This window comes from Streptomyces mobaraensis, from assembly GCF_020099395.1.
Classification (GTDB): Bacteria; Actinomycetota; Actinomycetes; order Streptomycetales; family Streptomycetaceae; genus Streptomyces.
Genome location: NZ_CP083590.1, coordinates 5,544,093 through 5,558,273, shown reverse-complemented (window position 1 = coordinate 5,558,273; position 14,181 = coordinate 5,544,093). Strand labels below are relative to the sequence as shown.

The 14,181-nt window shown below is 72.9% G+C and carries 16 protein-coding genes; 6 read left to right on the top strand and 10 right to left on the bottom strand.

Annotated features, from left to right (window positions below; genetic code table 11):
* Positions 1-194: 194 nt before the first annotated feature.
* A complete protein-coding gene (locus K7I03_RS24510; RefSeq protein WP_398857866.1) occupies positions 195-2,126 on the bottom strand; it encodes an anthranilate synthase family protein in 1,932 nt (643 codons plus the stop codon).
* A 92-nt stretch (positions 2,127-2,218) separates the two neighbouring features.
* A complete protein-coding gene (locus K7I03_RS34400; RefSeq protein WP_185945293.1) occupies positions 2,219-2,275 on the bottom strand; it encodes a trp operon leader peptide in 57 nt (18 codons plus the stop codon).
* Between the two features lie 225 nt (positions 2,276-2,500).
* Between K7I03_RS34400 and K7I03_RS24500 the strand changes: the two genes are divergently transcribed.
* Both K7I03_RS24500 and K7I03_RS24495 read left to right on the top strand, forming a co-directional pair.
* The gene (locus K7I03_RS24500) at positions 2,501-3,856 is read left to right on the top strand and encodes a class II 3-deoxy-7-phosphoheptulonate synthase (RefSeq protein ID WP_185945230.1); all 1,356 of its coding nucleotides are present in this window, start codon (positions 2,501-2,503) and stop codon (positions 3,854-3,856) included.
* A 157-nt stretch (positions 3,857-4,013) separates the two neighbouring features.
* Positions 4,014-4,337, top strand: a complete 324-nt coding sequence (locus K7I03_RS24495) for a (2Fe-2S)-binding protein (RefSeq protein WP_185945231.1) — start codon at positions 4,014-4,016, stop codon at positions 4,335-4,337.
* A gap of 34 nt (positions 4,338-4,371) precedes the next feature.
* On the opposite strand, the gene bfr is transcribed toward K7I03_RS24495, so the two are convergent.
* Complete coding sequence (gene bfr / locus K7I03_RS24490; RefSeq protein WP_004949494.1) at positions 4,372-4,863, bottom strand: bacterioferritin; 492 nt, start codon at positions 4,861-4,863, stop codon at positions 4,372-4,374.
* 155 nt (positions 4,864-5,018) lie between these two features.
* On the opposite strand from bfr, the gene K7I03_RS24485 reads away from it, so the two are divergent.
* The gene (locus K7I03_RS24485) at positions 5,019-5,660 is read left to right on the top strand and encodes a sulfite oxidase-like oxidoreductase (RefSeq protein WP_185945232.1); all 642 of its coding nucleotides are present in this window, start codon (positions 5,019-5,021) and stop codon (positions 5,658-5,660) included.
* 206 nt (positions 5,661-5,866) lie between these two features.
* On the opposite strand, the gene K7I03_RS24480 is transcribed toward K7I03_RS24485, so the two are convergent.
* Genes K7I03_RS24480 through K7I03_RS24465 form a run of 4 tightly spaced genes read right to left on the bottom strand, consistent with a single transcriptional unit; the run spans position 5,867 to position 9,692 of the window.
* Positions 5,867-6,901 (bottom strand): 6-phosphofructokinase, encoded by a 1,035-nt coding sequence (locus K7I03_RS24480; protein ID WP_185945233.1) that lies wholly within the window; start codon positions 6,899-6,901, stop codon positions 5,867-5,869.
* 55 nt (positions 6,902-6,956) lie between these two features.
* Positions 6,957-7,646, bottom strand: a complete 690-nt coding sequence (locus K7I03_RS24475; protein ID WP_185945234.1) for a response regulator — start codon at positions 7,644-7,646, stop codon at positions 6,957-6,959.
* Positions 7,646-8,890, bottom strand: a complete 1,245-nt coding sequence (gene macS, locus K7I03_RS24470; RefSeq protein ID WP_398857862.1) for a MacS family sensor histidine kinase — start codon at positions 8,888-8,890, stop codon at positions 7,646-7,648. Before macS ends, K7I03_RS24475 begins: the two co-directional genes overlap by 1 nt.
* A 31-nt stretch (positions 8,891-8,921) precedes the next feature.
* Positions 8,922-9,692 carry a lysophospholipid acyltransferase family protein gene (locus K7I03_RS24465; RefSeq protein WP_185945294.1) on the bottom strand — a complete coding sequence of 257 codons (771 nt, stop codon included), beginning with the start codon at positions 9,690-9,692 and terminating at the stop codon, positions 8,922-8,924.
* Positions 9,693-9,851: 159 nt separating this feature from the next.
* Here K7I03_RS24465 and K7I03_RS24460 point away from each other — a divergent pair, with 159 nt between their 5' ends.
* From K7I03_RS24460 to K7I03_RS24450, 3 genes are read left to right on the top strand one after another with little or no spacing between them, the layout of a single operon-like run.
* Positions 9,852-10,679, top strand: coding sequence for an alpha/beta hydrolase (locus K7I03_RS24460; RefSeq protein WP_185945236.1), 828 nt, complete (start codon positions 9,852-9,854; stop codon positions 10,677-10,679).
* Positions 10,672-11,208: a hypothetical protein gene (locus K7I03_RS24455; RefSeq protein ID WP_185945237.1), complete on the top strand. Its 537-nt coding sequence runs from the start codon at positions 10,672-10,674 to the stop codon at positions 11,206-11,208. The genes K7I03_RS24460 and K7I03_RS24455 overlap by 8 nt, the downstream gene beginning before the upstream one ends.
* A gap of 46 nt (positions 11,209-11,254) precedes the next feature.
* Positions 11,255-11,563, top strand: coding sequence for a hypothetical protein (locus K7I03_RS24450; protein WP_185945238.1), 309 nt, complete (start codon positions 11,255-11,257; stop codon positions 11,561-11,563).
* Positions 11,564-11,691: 128 nt separating this feature from the next.
* On the opposite strand, the gene K7I03_RS24445 is transcribed toward K7I03_RS24450, so the two are convergent.
* The 3 genes from K7I03_RS24445 to K7I03_RS24435 form a co-directional block, all read right to left on the bottom strand.
* Positions 11,692-12,444, bottom strand: coding sequence for an endonuclease/exonuclease/phosphatase family protein (locus K7I03_RS24445; RefSeq protein ID WP_185945239.1), 753 nt, complete (start codon positions 12,442-12,444; stop codon positions 11,692-11,694).
* A gap of 96 nt (positions 12,445-12,540) precedes the next feature.
* Positions 12,541-13,482 carry an ROK family glucokinase gene (locus tag K7I03_RS24440; RefSeq protein WP_185945240.1) on the bottom strand — a complete coding sequence of 314 codons (942 nt, stop codon included), beginning with the start codon at positions 13,480-13,482 and terminating at the stop codon, positions 12,541-12,543.
* 117 nt (positions 13,483-13,599) lie between these two features.
* Entirely contained in the window at positions 13,600-14,103 is a 504-nt protein-coding gene (locus K7I03_RS24435; RefSeq protein WP_185945241.1) for a DUF5304 family protein, read from the bottom strand.
* Positions 14,104-14,181: the final 78 nt, after the last annotated feature.

Below are 14,181 nucleotides of genomic sequence, written 5' to 3'. Positions count from 1 at the left end.
GGGACCCCCATTTCACCGTTTCTTGCGGGGGGCTCCGCCCCCGCACCCCCGAAGCGCGCTGCGCGCGCTGTCCTCAAGCGCCGGACGGGCTGAAAAATCAGCCCGTCCGGCGCTTGAGGACGAGCGGCGGAGCCGCGATCAGGGGGTCTGGGGCGCAGCCCCAGGAAACGGTGAAAGGGAGGGACCGGGGCCACTCACCCCACGGCCGCCACCGCGGCCAGCAGCCGCCCCACCACCCCCACCCCATCCAGCGTCAGCACCGACTCCGGATGAAACTGCACCCCGGCGAAGCCGGGCCCACGGAGAGCGTGAACTTCACGCGTCACAGCATCCACGGAAACATCCACCCCGTGAGCCCCCAGCTCCGCCGCCACCGCCGCATCACACCGCGCCGTGAACGTGTTGTAGAACCCCACCGTCTCCGGCACCCCGAAGAAGTCGATCCGCTCCTGCGCGCCCTGGAAGGGCACCGCCTTCCGGACGATGTCCAACCCCAGCTCGGCGGCGATGAGTTCATGCCCGAGGCAGACGCCGAGGAGCCCGTGCCGGTGTCCGGCGAGAAGATCGGCGGTCAGCCCGCGCAGCAGCCGCATGCGCGGGCCGCCGGAAGCGGACGGATCGCCGGGGCCGGGCCCCAGGACGACCGGGCCCTCATGAGCGAGGGCCGCCTCCCGCAGGCCGGGCTCGTCGAAGCGCCGGACGGTGACGTCGAACCCCGAGGCCCGCAGCAGATGGGCGAGCATCGCCGTGAACGTGTCCTCGGCGTCGACGACGAGAGCATGCCCCGAAGCCGCCCCCGGCACGGGGTCCCGCATCCGCAGCCAGAACGGCGCCAGATCCGCCCGCCGCGCGTCCAGCGCGGCTCGCACCCGGGGATCGTCGGCGAGCCGGACGGGAGCTCCGGCCGCCGGGCGGCCGACGGGCGGCCGGACGCCGAGGGCCGCCAGGACGGCCGCCGCCTTCGCGTGCGTCTCGGCCACCTCGCCGCGCGGGTCGGAGTGCCGGACGAGGGTGGCGCCGACGGAGAGCCGCAGCCGGCCGCGCCGGTCGATGTCGGCGGTGCGGATGAGGATGGGTGAGTCCAGGGTGCGGGCGCCGCCGGCGTCGCGGCCGATGAGGGCGAGGGCGCCCGCGTAGTAGCCGCGCCCGCCGGCCTCGTGGCGGCGGATGACGCGGCAGGCGTTCTCCACCGGCGACCCGGTGACCGTCGCCGCGAACATGGTCTCCTTCAGCACTTCCCGCACGTCCAGCGACGACCGTCCCCGCAGTTCGTACTCGGTGTGGGCGAGGTGGGCCATCTCGCGCAGCCGCGGGCCGATCACCACGCCGCCCCGGTCGCCGACGGTGCACATCATCTTGAGCTCCTCGTCCACGACCATGGACAGCTCCTCCACCTCCTTGCGGTCGTGGAGGAAGGCGAGCAGCCCGTCGGCGGAGGGTCCCTCGGCGGGGTAGCGGTAGGTGCCGCTGATCGGGTTCATGACCACCGTGCCGCCGGACATCCGCACATGGACCTCGGGGCTCGCCCCGACGAGCGTCCGGTCGCCGGTGTGCACGACGTACGTCCAGTACGCGCCGCGCTCGCCGGACAGCAGCCGGCGGAAGAGGGCCAGCGCGTCGGCCGGCCCGAAGCCGTGGATCTCCCCCTCGAAGGTGCGGCGGACGACGAAGTCGGCCCCCTCGCCGCTGCCGATCTCGTCCCGGACGACCCGCTCGACGATCCGCGCGTACTCCTCGTCGCCGACGTCGAACGCGCCGCCCTCCACCCGTACCTCGTGCGCGGGCAGCGCGGCGAGGACGTCGGCGAGCGGCAGCTCGTACGTCTCCTCGGGGTGCAGGACGAGCAGGGGCGTCCCGTCGTCGTGGACCTCGAAGCCGCGCTCGCGCAGCTGCCGGAACGGGACGAGGGCCAGCGCGTCGTGCGCCGGGGCGCCCGGCGCGGGCGGCCCGTCCGGCAGCGCGATGTCCGCCAGCCGCGCGGCCTCGGCGACCGGGCCGGTGAGCAGTTCGACGGTGTCCCCGGCGAGCCCCGGGGTGCGGCGGTGGAGCAGGGCGAACGGCGGGTGGCCCGGGGCGGTGAGCCGGGCCAAAAGGGAGGGGAGGGCGGCGATCGTGTCGTCGTGCACGGGGGTTCCTTCCGGTGGGGAGAGGAACGGCCGGGCCCGGAAACGCCGAAGGCCGCCCCTCGGGCGGCCTCGCGTCGGTTGGGTACGCGCAGTCAGTGGGCCGCCGGGTGAGCGGTCCACCACCAGTTCTGGTGCGAAAGCGCGAGCATGCCGGAACCTTAGTACACGTTCGTGACCTGTGGGCGGTCGAGCGCGTTGCACAGGCCGTGGTCCCCGTGGACGCGGGGGTGGCTCGACCAGAGGGGGCTGGGAGTCGAGGTCGGCACTATCGTCCCCGCACGGCGGGGTTCCCACGGCTCCGCAGTTCTGATCCGACCCGTCTCATCACGTGGGCATCGGCCAAAACGATCCTCGTGACCCCGTAGGGTTGAGATGTGACCGTGAACGCTGATATCGAAGCTGTCGCCGCCCAGGCGACGTGGCAGTCCCTGCCCGCGGCGCAGCAGCCCGACTGGCCGGACCAAGAGGCTCTGCGCGATGTGATCGACGAGCTCGCCGGCTATCCCCCCCTCGTCTTCGCCGGCGAGTGCGACCAACTGCGTCAGCGTCTGGCCGCCGTGGCCCGGGGCGAGGCGTTCCTGCTCCAGGGCGGCGACTGCGCCGAGGCGTTCGACGCGGTCGGCGCGGACCAGATCCGCAACAAGCTCAAGACGCTGCTCCAGATGGGGGCGGTGCTCACGTACGCCGGTTCGGTGCCGGTCGTGAAGGTCGGCCGGATCGCCGGCCAGTACAGCAAGCCGCGTTCGAAGCCGACCGAGACCCGGGACGGCGTGACCCTGCCGACCTACCGGGGCGACTCGGTCAACGGCTTCGCCTTCACGCCCGAGGCCCGGACCCCGGACCCGCAGCGGCTGAAGCGGATGTACCAGGCGTCGGCGTCCACGCTGAACCTGGTGCGCGCCTTCACCACCGGCGGCTACGCGGACCTGCGCCAGGTGCACGCCTGGAATCAGGACTTCGTCCGCTCCTCGCCCTCCGGCCAGCGCTACGAGCAGCTGGCGCGCGAGATCGACCGGGCGATGAACTTCATGAACGCCTGCGGGGTGGACCCGGAGGAGTTCAGGACGGTCGAGTTCTACGCCTCCCACGAGGCGCTGATCCTGGACTACGAGTCGGCGCTGACCCGCGTCGACTCGCGGACCGGCCGGCTCTACGACGTGTCGGGCCACATGGTGTGGATCGGCGAGCGCACCCGGCAGCTGGACGGGGCGCACATCGAGTTCGCGTCGAAGATCCGCAACCCGATCGGCGTGAAGCTGGGTCCGACGACCACGCCCGAGGAGGCGCTGACCCTCATCGAGCGGCTGGACCCGGAGCGCGAGCCGGGCCGGCTGACGTTCATCACCCGGATGGGCGCGGACAAGATCCGCGACAAGCTGCCCACCCTGGTGGAGAAGGTCACGGCGTCCGGCGCCCAGGTGGTGTGGGTCTCCGACCCGATGCACGGCAACACCTTCGAGGCGGCCTCGGGCCACAAGACCCGCCGCTTCGACGACGTGCTGGACGAGGTCAAGGGCTTCTTCGAGGTCCACAAGGCGCTCGGCACCCACCCGGGCGGCATCCACGTCGAGCTCACCGGTGACGACGTCACCGAGTGTGTGGGCGGCGGCGACGAGATCTTCGTCGACGATCTCCACCAGCGGTACGAGACGGCCTGCGACCCGCGGCTCAACCGCAGTCAGTCGCTGGACCTGGCTTTCCTGGTCGCGGAGATGTACCGGGACCAGTAAGAGCCGCCGAGCCGGCATACGCGAGGGGCGCGGATCTGTGATCCGCGCCCCTCGGCGTACCCGTGCGTTGTCGCCGCCTGAGCGGGACGGGTAAGGTAAGGGTTACCTACCTTTTGGATCTTCTTCGATCCCCTTCTTCCGGCGAGGCGGTGACCGCGTGTACGTCTGCTCGTGCTTCGGCATCACGGAGCAGCAGGTGCGTGAGCACGCGGAGAACGGCGCGTGCACGCCCCGGCAGATCGCGTCCGCGACCAAGGCCGGCACGGACTGCGGCAGCTGCGTACGGCGCGTCCAGGCCCTGCTCGGCCGGGGCGCCTGCCCGCGGCGGGAGCTGGTGGACCAGGGCTCCCGGGACCCGCTGGGCGCGGAGGCGAACGGCCCGACGCCTTCCCTCCCGTCCGCTCCACCCGCGCCGCCACTGACACCACCCGTGACGCCGCCCATGACCCCGCCCGTGGACGGAATCGCCCGCGCGGCCTAGCGGAGACCGGGACGGTCCGGGACCGTGCGTCGCCTCAGTGCGACGCCTCGCCGCTCGACTGCTCGATGTACTGCGCCAGGTACAGCGGCTCGCCCAGCTTCTCGATCAGCTCCAGCTGGGTGTCGAGGTAGTCGATGTGGTCCTCCTCGTCCGCGAGGATCGACTCGAAGATGTTGGCCGACGTGATGTCGCCCTTGGCCCGCATCACCTCCACCCCGCGCCGGAGCCGGTCGATGGCCTCCACCTCGACCTGCCGGTCGGCCTGGAACATCTCGGTGATCGTCTGCCCGACGCGGACGTGGAACAGCCGCTGGTAGTTGGGCAGTCCCTCCAGGAAGATGATCCGGTCCGTGAGGACCTCGGCGTGCCGCATCTCGTCGAACGACTCCGCCCGCGTGTGCTCCGCGATCTTGGTCCAGCCGTGGTGTTCCTGCATCTTCGCGTGCAGGAAGTACTGGTTGATGGCGGTCAGCTCGCCCGTCAGCTGTTCGTTGAGGAATTCGATGATCTCCGGGTCGCCCTGCATCGCGCGGGCTCCTTCCCAAGCTCATACCGGCAGGATGCGCGCATCCTCGCACCGGCCTCCCGGACCGTCCAGTAAGTGCACACTTAGTGGGAGTTGTCCGGACAGCGGGCGGCCCCCGGTCTTCGGCATCCGCCGGTGTCTGACACCATGGAGACATGGGTCAGTCGGGTCAGTCGGGTCAGTCGGAAAGCCGCGAAGGGGAACATCTCCAGCTGCCTCCGGGGCAGCGTCTCCAGCGTGGCTGGCCGGTGACCCACTACGGGCCCGTGCCGCGGTTCCGGCCGGAACGGTGGGAGTTCCGGGTCTTCGGCGCGACCGCCGACGGCGACAAGCACTGCTGGACGCACGAGGAGTTCTCGGCCCTGCCGTACACGACGGTGGTCGCGGACCTGCACTGCGTCACCAAGTACAGCGTCCTCGACGCCGAGTGGGGCGGCGTCGCCACCCGCACGATCCTCGAACTCGCCCCACCCGCCCCGGACGTCACCCACGTCATGGTCTGGGCCGAGTACGGCTACAGCTCCAACCTGCGCCTCTCCGACTTCGCCTCCGACCGGTCGATTTTCGCCACCCACAAGGACGGCGAACTGCTGACCGCCGAGCACGGCTTCCCGGTACGGCTGGCGGTCCCCCACCTGTACGCGTGGAAGGGCCCGAAGTGGGTGCGCGGCGTGGAGTACATGACCGCGGACCGGCGGGGGTTCTGGGAGGAGCGCGGGTACCACAACGTGGGGGACCCGTGGCGGGAGCAGCGGTATTCGTACCAGGAGGTACCGGGGGACGGCCCCGAGCTTTAGCAGGCCCCTGCGGGGGCTGTGCCCCGGTCCCTCCCCCGGAGGGGGCACCCCCACCTTCGCCGATTCCCGGGCAAGCCCCCGGACCCCCTTATCGCGACTCAGCCCGTCCGGCGTTTGAGGACCTCGCGGCGAAGCCGCGATGCCGGGGTCCGGGGCACAGCCCTGGAAGAAACGGGAAGGGGCGGGACTGGGGCAACCCCCCGGCGTCAGCCGAAGAGCACCTTGACCTCCTCGTACCGCTCAGCGGAAACCGTCTTCAGACAAGCCGTCGCCTCAGCCAAAGGCACCCGCACGATCTCCGTCCCCCGCAACGCCACCATCCCCCCGAACGCCCCCTCCCGCACCGCGGCGATCGCGTGCAGCCCGAACCGCGTCGCCAGCCACCGGTCGAAAGCACTGGGCGTCCCACCCCGCTGGATATGCCCGAGCACGGTCGTCCGAGCCTCCTTCCCGGTCCGCCGCTCGATCTCCTTGGCGAGCCACTCGCCGACCCCCGACAGCCGGACGTGCCCAAAAGCATCAAGCCCGCCGGAGGCGTCCTTCAGAACGAGCTCCCCGTCGACCGGCATGGCCCCCTCCGCCACGACCACGATGGGCGCGTAACTGGCCCGGAACCGCGAGGTGACCCACCCGCACACCTCGTCGAGGTCGAACCGCTGCTCGGGGATGAGGATGACGTTGGCGCCGCCGGCGAGGCCGGAGTGGAGGGCGATCCAGCCCGCGTGCCGGCCCATGACCTCGACGACGAGGACGCGCATGTGGGATTCGGCGGTGGTGTGCAGCCGGTCGATGGCCTCGGTGGCGATGTTGACGGCGGTGTCGAAGCCGAAGGTGTAGTCGGTGGCGGAGAGGTCGTTGTCGATGGTCTTGGGGACGCCGACGCACGGGATGCCGTGCTGTTCCCAGAGCCGGGCGGCGACGCCGAGGGTGTCCTCGCCGCCGATGGCGACGAGGGCGTCGACGCCGAGGGCGGCCAGGTTCTCGCGGATCCTGCGGACGCCGTCGCGCTCCTTGAAGGGGTTGGTCCGTGAGGAGCCGAGGACGGTCCCGCCGCGGGGCAGGATGCCGCGGACGGCCGGGATGTCGAGGGGGACGGCGGTGCCGGTGAGCGGCCCGCGCCAGCCGTCCCTGAAGCCGGTGAACTCGTACTGGTGGTCCTGGACGCCCTTGCGGACGACGGCCCGGATGACCGCGTTGAGCCCGGGGCAGTCGCCCCCGCCGGTCAGCACTCCGACGCGCATGACGCACACCTTCCCTCCAGCCGGGACGACCGCCCGGCCGCGGGAGACCGGTGGCTCAGGCGTCGTCGAGACCTCGCTCTATGGCGTAGCGGACGAGCTCCACCCGGTTGTGCAGCTGGAGCTTGCCCAAGGTGTTCTGCACATGGTTCTGCACCGTCCGGTGGGAAATAACCAGCCGTTCGGCGATCTGCTTGTAGGAGAGGCCCTTGGCGACGAGCCGGAGCACCTGGGTCTCGCGGTCGGTGAGCCGGGGCGCCTCCGGGGCGGAGGGCCCGGAGGCGGGCGCGGTGGGGGCGGGTTCGGCGGCGAGGCGCCGGTACTCGCCGAGGACGAGCCCGGCCAGGCCGGGGGTGAAGACGGGGTCGCCGGCGGCGGTGCTGCGGACGGCGGCGAGCAGCTCCTCGGTGCTGGCGGACTTGACCAGGTAGCCGGTGGCGCCGGACTTCACGGCCTCCAGGACGTCGGCGTGCTCGCCGCTCGCGGAGAGGACGAGGACGCGCAGCGCGGGGTTCTCGCCGACGAGTTCCTTGCAGACGGCGACGCCGGGCAGGCCGGGCAGGTTGAGGTCGAGGACGAGGACGTCGGGGGCGGCGGCGCGGGCGCGGCGGACGGCCTGGGGGCCGTCGCCCGCGGTGGCGACCACGTCGAATCCGGCGGCGGCGAGGTCCCGGGCGACGGCGTCGCGCCACATCGGGTGGTCGTCGACCACCATCACCTTCACGGCCTGTTCCGCGGCGACCGTCATCACACCTCACTCTTTCGCAGGACACGTGGGACCGTCAGTTCGACCTCCGTGCCCTGGCCGGGCACCGAGACCAGTTCCGCCGTGCCCCCGAGGTCGCGGAGGCGCCCGCGGATGGACAGGGCGACGCCCATGCGCCCCTCCCGTTCCGCGTCGGCCAGCCGGCCCTCGGGGATGCCGGGGCCGTCGTCGCGCACGCTGACGATCACCTGGCCGGGCTCGTCCTCGACGAGGATCCAGGCCCGGGCGTCCTCGCCCGCGTGCCGTTCGACGTTGTCAAGGGCGGCGCCGACGGCGGCGGCGAGTTCGGCGGCGGCGGCCGACTCCAGCAGGACGGGGGTGCCGGGCGCGGAGAAGGTCACCGCGGGACCGGCGTAGGGGGCGAGGAGCGCCCGCAGGTCGCAGGGGCCCTCGGGCGGGCGGGCGGCGGGGACGGGCAGGGGTTCGGCCGGGGTCTCGGCGGGCTGGGCGCCCCAGCGTTCCTGCGGCCGGCGTGGCGGCACCAGGCCGCCGGCGACCAGGGTGCGCAGCGCGATCTCCTGCTCACCCGCCATCCGGCCCAGTTCGGCGGCCTCGCCGCCGAGGGCGGCGCCCCGGCGCTGGACCATGGCCAGCACCTGGAGGACGCTGTCGTGGATGTCGCGGGCCAGCCGTTCGCGCTCGCGGTTGGCCGCCTCGATCCGCAACGCCCGGGCGAGGGTGCGCTCGCTGACGCGGGCGACCTCGACGACGTAGCCGATGGCGATGCTGGCGACCCAGACCAGCAGGACGTCGTGGAGGGTGTCGCGGGGCAGCCCCTCGCGTTCGATCGCGTTGGCGAGGGCGACGAGGGTGGCGGCGCCGGCCGCCCACCGCCAGCCGCCCTTGATGGCGCAGCCGAGGACCGCGCCGGCGGTCCAGACGGACGGGAGGGTGGCGGCGCCGTCCTCGATCCGGAACCGGGTGTCCAGCACGCCGGTGAGCAGGATGCCGCTCAGCGCGACGGCGAGGTCGGCGACGAGGAAGCGCCGGGTACAGCGTTCGGCGGAGGAGACGCGGTTCCAGGTGAGCAGCGTCCACAGGGTGAGTACGCCCATGTAGAGCGCGGCACCGAGCGGGTGGGCGTACTCGTGGTACGCCGGGACGAAGAGGACGAGCGCGTAGCAGAGGGTGACGATCCGGTACCCGGTGAGCGCCCGCCACAGCGGCAGCTCCACCGACATGCGTACCCGGCCGCCCGAACGCCCCGTACCCCCGCCGCCCGACATCCCCCGCCCGCTCTCCCTCTTCCCGTCCCCGCTACTCGCTCCGGCGCCGCTTCCGCTGCTCCGCCGGCTGGTCGAGACCGGCGGCCTTGGCGGCCTTCTCGGCCTCCTTCTCCTCCTCGGCCTTCTTCTTCGCGGCCTCGGCGATCTGCCGCTTGGCGGCCGTCGCGTAGATGTCCACGTACTCCTGGCCGGAGAGCTTCATGATCTCGTACATGACCTCGTCGGTCACCGAGCGGAGGATGAAGCGGTCGCCATCCATGCCGTGGTAGCGGCTGAAGTCCAGCGGCTTGCCGATCCGGATGCCGGGCCGCATCAGCTTGGGCACCACCTTGCCGGGCGGCTGGATCTTCTCCGTGTCGATCATCGCGACGGGGATCACCGGCGCCCCGGTGGCCAGCGCCACCCGGGCCAGGCCGCCCGGCTTGCCCCGGTAGAGGCGGCCGTCGGGGGACCGGGTGCCCTCGGGGTAGATGCCGAAGAGCTCACCGCGCTCCAGCACCTCGATGCCGCTCTTGATGGCCGCCTCGCCCGCGCCGCGGGCGCCGGAGCGGTCCACCGGGAGCTGGCCGACGCCCTTGAAGAAGGCGGCCGTCAGCTTCCCCTTGACCCCGGGGGAGGTGAAGTACTCCTGCTTCGCGATGAACGTGATCTTCCGGGGCAGGACCGCGGGAAGGAAGAAGGAGTCCGAGAACGACAGGTGGTTGCTCGCGAGGATCGCGGGCCCCTCGGCGGGCACGTTCTCCAAACCCTCCACCCAGGGCCGGAAGGCAAGCTTCAGCGACCCGCCGATGGACAGCTTCATAGCGCCGTAGAACAACCGAGAACCTCCTGTGTGTGACGAGGAGACCTTAACCCGCCTACCCGCCGTGCGGCGCTCCGCGTAGGCTGAGGGACAGACCCTGTCCTTCCGCGGCCGCCGCGCGTCGTGCCCGCGGTCACGCTCCATCGATCGGAGATCCCGGTGCCGCTCCTCCCCGGCGCCGAGCCGTTCCGCCATGACGGCGGAGAGGTCGGCGTGCTCGTCTGCCACGGCTTCACCGGTTCCCCGCAGTCCGTACGGCCCTGGGCCGACCACCTCGCCGAGCGCGGCCTGACCGTCTCGCTCCCCCTGCTGCCGGGGCACGGCACCCGCTGGCAGGACATGCAGATCACCGGCTGGCAGGACTGGTACGCCGAGGTCGACCGCGAACTGCGGGCCCTGCGCGAGCGCTGCGCGCAGGTCTTCGTCTGCGGGCTGTCCATGGGCGGCGCGCTGGCCCTGCGGCTCGCGGCCCGGCACGGGGACGCGGTCTCCGGCGTCGCCCTCGTCAACCCCGCGAACAAGGTCCACGGCCTCGGCGTCAAGGCGCTGCCGCTGCTGCGCCACCTCGTCCCGACGACGGCCGGCATCGCCAGCGACATCGCCAAGCCCGGCTGCCGGGAGGTGGGATACGACCGGGTCCCGCTGCACGCCGCCTACTCCTTCCACCGCTTCCTCCAGCTCGTGGACCGCGAACTGCCCCAGGTCACCCAGCCGTTGCTGCTGATGCACAGCCCGGAGGACCACGTCGTCCCGCCGGCCGACTCCGCCCGCATCCTGGCCCGGGTCTCCTCCCGGGACGTCACGGAGCGGCTCCTGGAGCGCAGTTACCACGTGGCCACCCTGGACCACGACGCCCCCGCGGTCTTCGAGGACACGCACGCGTTCATCACCCGTCTCACCCGGCAGGGGAACACCACGCAGGGGAACGCCGCACAGGGGAGCACCACGCCGGGCACCGCCCCACAGGGGACGGCCTCCCGTGGCTGAGCGCGACGCGGGCCACGACCGCGACGACAGCCGCGACCCGCTGGACGAGGACGCCGCCTGGGCGGAGCTCGTCGCCGCCTACGGCGAGCAGCCCGACCCGGAGAAGGGCCGCTGGCCCGCGACGGGCGACGACGAGCGCCCCACGGCGCCGGAGCCGCCCCCGGCGCCGACCGCCCCCGCGGCGCCGCCGTCCGGCCGCCCGGGCGGCTTCATCGTCTACGCCCCGGGCGTCGGCCCCCGCGACGCCCCCGCCCCCGAGCCCATGGACGAGGACGACGACGAGGGCCACTTCATCCCCCCGGAGCCCCCGCCCCTCCCCACCGGTGACGTCACCTCCCGCTTCGCCTGGATCGCCGTCCTCGGCGGCCCGCTGCTCCTGCTCATCATGGTGCTGCTGCGGCAGGAACTGACCTGGTGGATCACCACCCTGGGCATCGGCGGCTTCCTCGGCGGCTTCGCCACCCTGGTGCTGCGCATGCGGGACGGGGACGAGGACGAGGACGACCCGGGGCGCGGCGCGGTGGTGTGAGTCCCGGCCCCCGTGTCCGCCGCACCCGTCACACGTTGGTAGGTGCATGAAACGCCTCCATGCCCTCGGCGCGACGTTCCTCGCCGCCGCCGGTACCCTCACCACCGCGACGCCCGCGAGCGCCACCTCGGTCGTCGGCTTCGGCAACGCGACCGTCGGCAACGCCTGCGCCGAGCACGGCGGCCCTCGCGCCGACAGCACCACGCGGCGGGGCAGCGGCGCCGCCAGCGCCTTGGGCGTCGCGCTGCCCATCGGCGGCCCGGCGAACCAGTGCGGCTCGCTGGGACTGCCGACCGCCCTGCACGAGGGGTTCGGGGTCGACGCCGTCGGCACTCTGACGGGCGGGGAGGTGTAGCCGAGTGTGCGCCCGGGCGCACGCTTCAGCCCGTCCGGCGTTTGAGGACGAGCGGCGAAGCCGCGAAAGCGGAGGTCTGGGGGCGCAGCCCCCAGGAAACGGTGAAAGGGCGGGGCCGGGGCGACCCACTACGCCGGCTCCGCCGGCACCCGCAGTGCCGCGAGCACCGGCAGATGATCCGTCGCCGCCCGCAGATCAGCCTCACTCACCCCGGGCAACCCCATGGGCACCCCGCACCCGAGCACCTCCACCCCGCCCGTGGCGAACACCGCGTCGATCCGCTGCAACGGATCCCCCAGCCGCGTCGTGTGCTCCCGCCCCCACGGCTTCACGGCCCACCCGTCCTGCAACTCCCCCGCCAGCAGCCCGAACGTCCGTCCGTCGGGCCGGTCGTTCAGGTCTCCGGCGACGACGGCGTGCGGCACGCCCAGAGCAGCCACCCGCTCCAGGAGCAACCGCCCCTGCGCGTACCGCTCCTCGTCCCGGATGCTCAGATGGCAGCTAACGACGCCGAGCCGGGCCCGCCCGAACCGCAGGACGGCGGTCGCGAGCCCGCGCTGGTGCAGCCCGGGGGTTCGCGGCAGCAGCACGTCCTCGGCGTGCTCGACATGCGGCCGGAGGGTGGAGAGGATCATCGGCCCGGAGGCGGTGGCCCCACCGGTCACGTACACCAGACCGGACGCCCGGGCGAGCCGCGCCGCCGCCTTGCGCCATCGGAAGAACCGGGGCGCCTCCTGCACACAGACGACGTCGGGGGCGCAGGCCCGGATCACCCGGGCCAGCGCCCCCACGTCGTCCCGCATGGAGCGGATGTTGTAGCTGAGCACGCGGACCACGGAGGCGTCCGCTTCGGTCGAGGATTCCGGCAGGTCCGCGAGCATGAGCCCTCCGCTGAGAGAGATCCGTCCTTCAGACGATCAAGCTCTGCGGACCCTACCGTGCGGGCCCCGCCGTTCCGCCGTCGGCCTTGCCCGCCGTCAGCCCTGGCGGGCCAGGTCCGCGGCCCCCACCAGCCCCGCCTTGCCGCCCAGCTGCGCGGCGAGCACCTGCGCGTGCGGGCGCCACTTGCCGCCGACGAGCCAGCGGCGGAAGGACTTGCGGATGGGGTCGAGGACCAGGTCGCCCTCGTCCGAGAGGCCGCCGCCGACGATGAACGCCGACGGGTCGAACAGCGACGCCAGGTCGGCGAGGCCGGCGCCGACCCAGCGGGCCAGCTCGCGGAAGGAGTCGACGGCCACCGGGTCGCCCTGCCGGGCGGCCAGGCTGATGTGCTTGCCCTCGATGCCCTCGGGGGTGCCGTCGCCGAGGCCCAGCAGGACCGTGGCGTTCTCGGGGGTGGCGTGGGCGCGCTGGCGGGCGTAGCGGACCAGGGCGCGGCCGGACGCGTACTGCTCCCAGCAGCCCTGGCTGCCGCAGCCGCACAGCAGGCCGTCGGGGACGACGCGGATGTGGCCGAACTCGGCGGCGACGCCGAAGCGGCCCCGGCGCAGCTTGTTGCCGATGATGATGCCGCCGCCCAGGCCGGTGCCCAGGGTGATGCAGATGACGTCGTCGTGGCCCTGGCCGGCGCCGAAGCGGTACTCGCCCCAGGCGGCGGCGTTGGCGTCGTTCTCGACGACGACGGGGAGGCCGACGCGCTGCTCGACCTTGTCCTTGAGCGCCTCGTGCCGCCAGTTGATGTTGGGGGCGAAGAGGACGGTGGCCCGCTTGTCGTCCACGTAGCCGGCGGCGCCGATGCCGACGGCCTCGATCTCGTGGTCGGCACTGACGGTGCGCACCGCGTCGGCGATGGCGTCGATGACCCCTTCGGGGGTGTCCGGGGTCGGCACCTTGCATGTCGCGAGGATCGAACCCTCTTCGTCCACCACTCCGGCCGCGATCTTCGTGCCGCCGATGTCGACGCCGATGGTGAGTCCCATGTGTCCCTCAGTTTTTCGCTCGATCCCCGCCGCGACCAACCGTACCGGAGCCGGAGAGCGCCCCGGCCCGTGGCGGTCGCCGGACGGGGGACGGTGGGCCGGAGGGGGTTGAGAGGCTCAGTCGAGGTCGATGCGCTCGGTGCCGCCCGCGGCCTCGCCGCCTTCGCCCTTGCCGCCGTCGCCCTTGCCGTCGCGGTCCCCGGCCGGGCCGCCGCCCGCCGGGCGGTCCTCGGCGGCGCTCCGCGTCCACCGCTGCTCCTGGCCCTTGACGGCGGCCCGGTAGGCGGCCATCAGCTCGGAACCGGCCGACGCGAGGTGGTCGAAGACGTCCGGGTTGCGTTCGATGACGGGCTCGACGACGGCCTTGGCCCGCTCGACGACCTGCTGCACGGCCCCCTGGGCGGCGGCGCCGGCGAGCGGCAGCTGGAAGGACGCGACCTTGTCGGCGACCGCCTCGACGAGCCTGCGCAGCTCCTCGGCGGCGGAGCCGGGCGCCTGGTCCGCCCCGGACCGCTCCCGCCTGCGGGCACGCTCCTCGGCGAGGTCCTCGGCGCAGGCCGCCTCCCAGGCGTCGGGGTCGGGTCCCGTCGGGGAGGCGGGGCGCTCGGTGGCATCGTTCACGACGGACTCCTGGGGCAGGCTCTTTCCTTCGACGGTACCCGAAGGTGGCCCTGCCGTTCAGGGCGCTGCCCACACCCG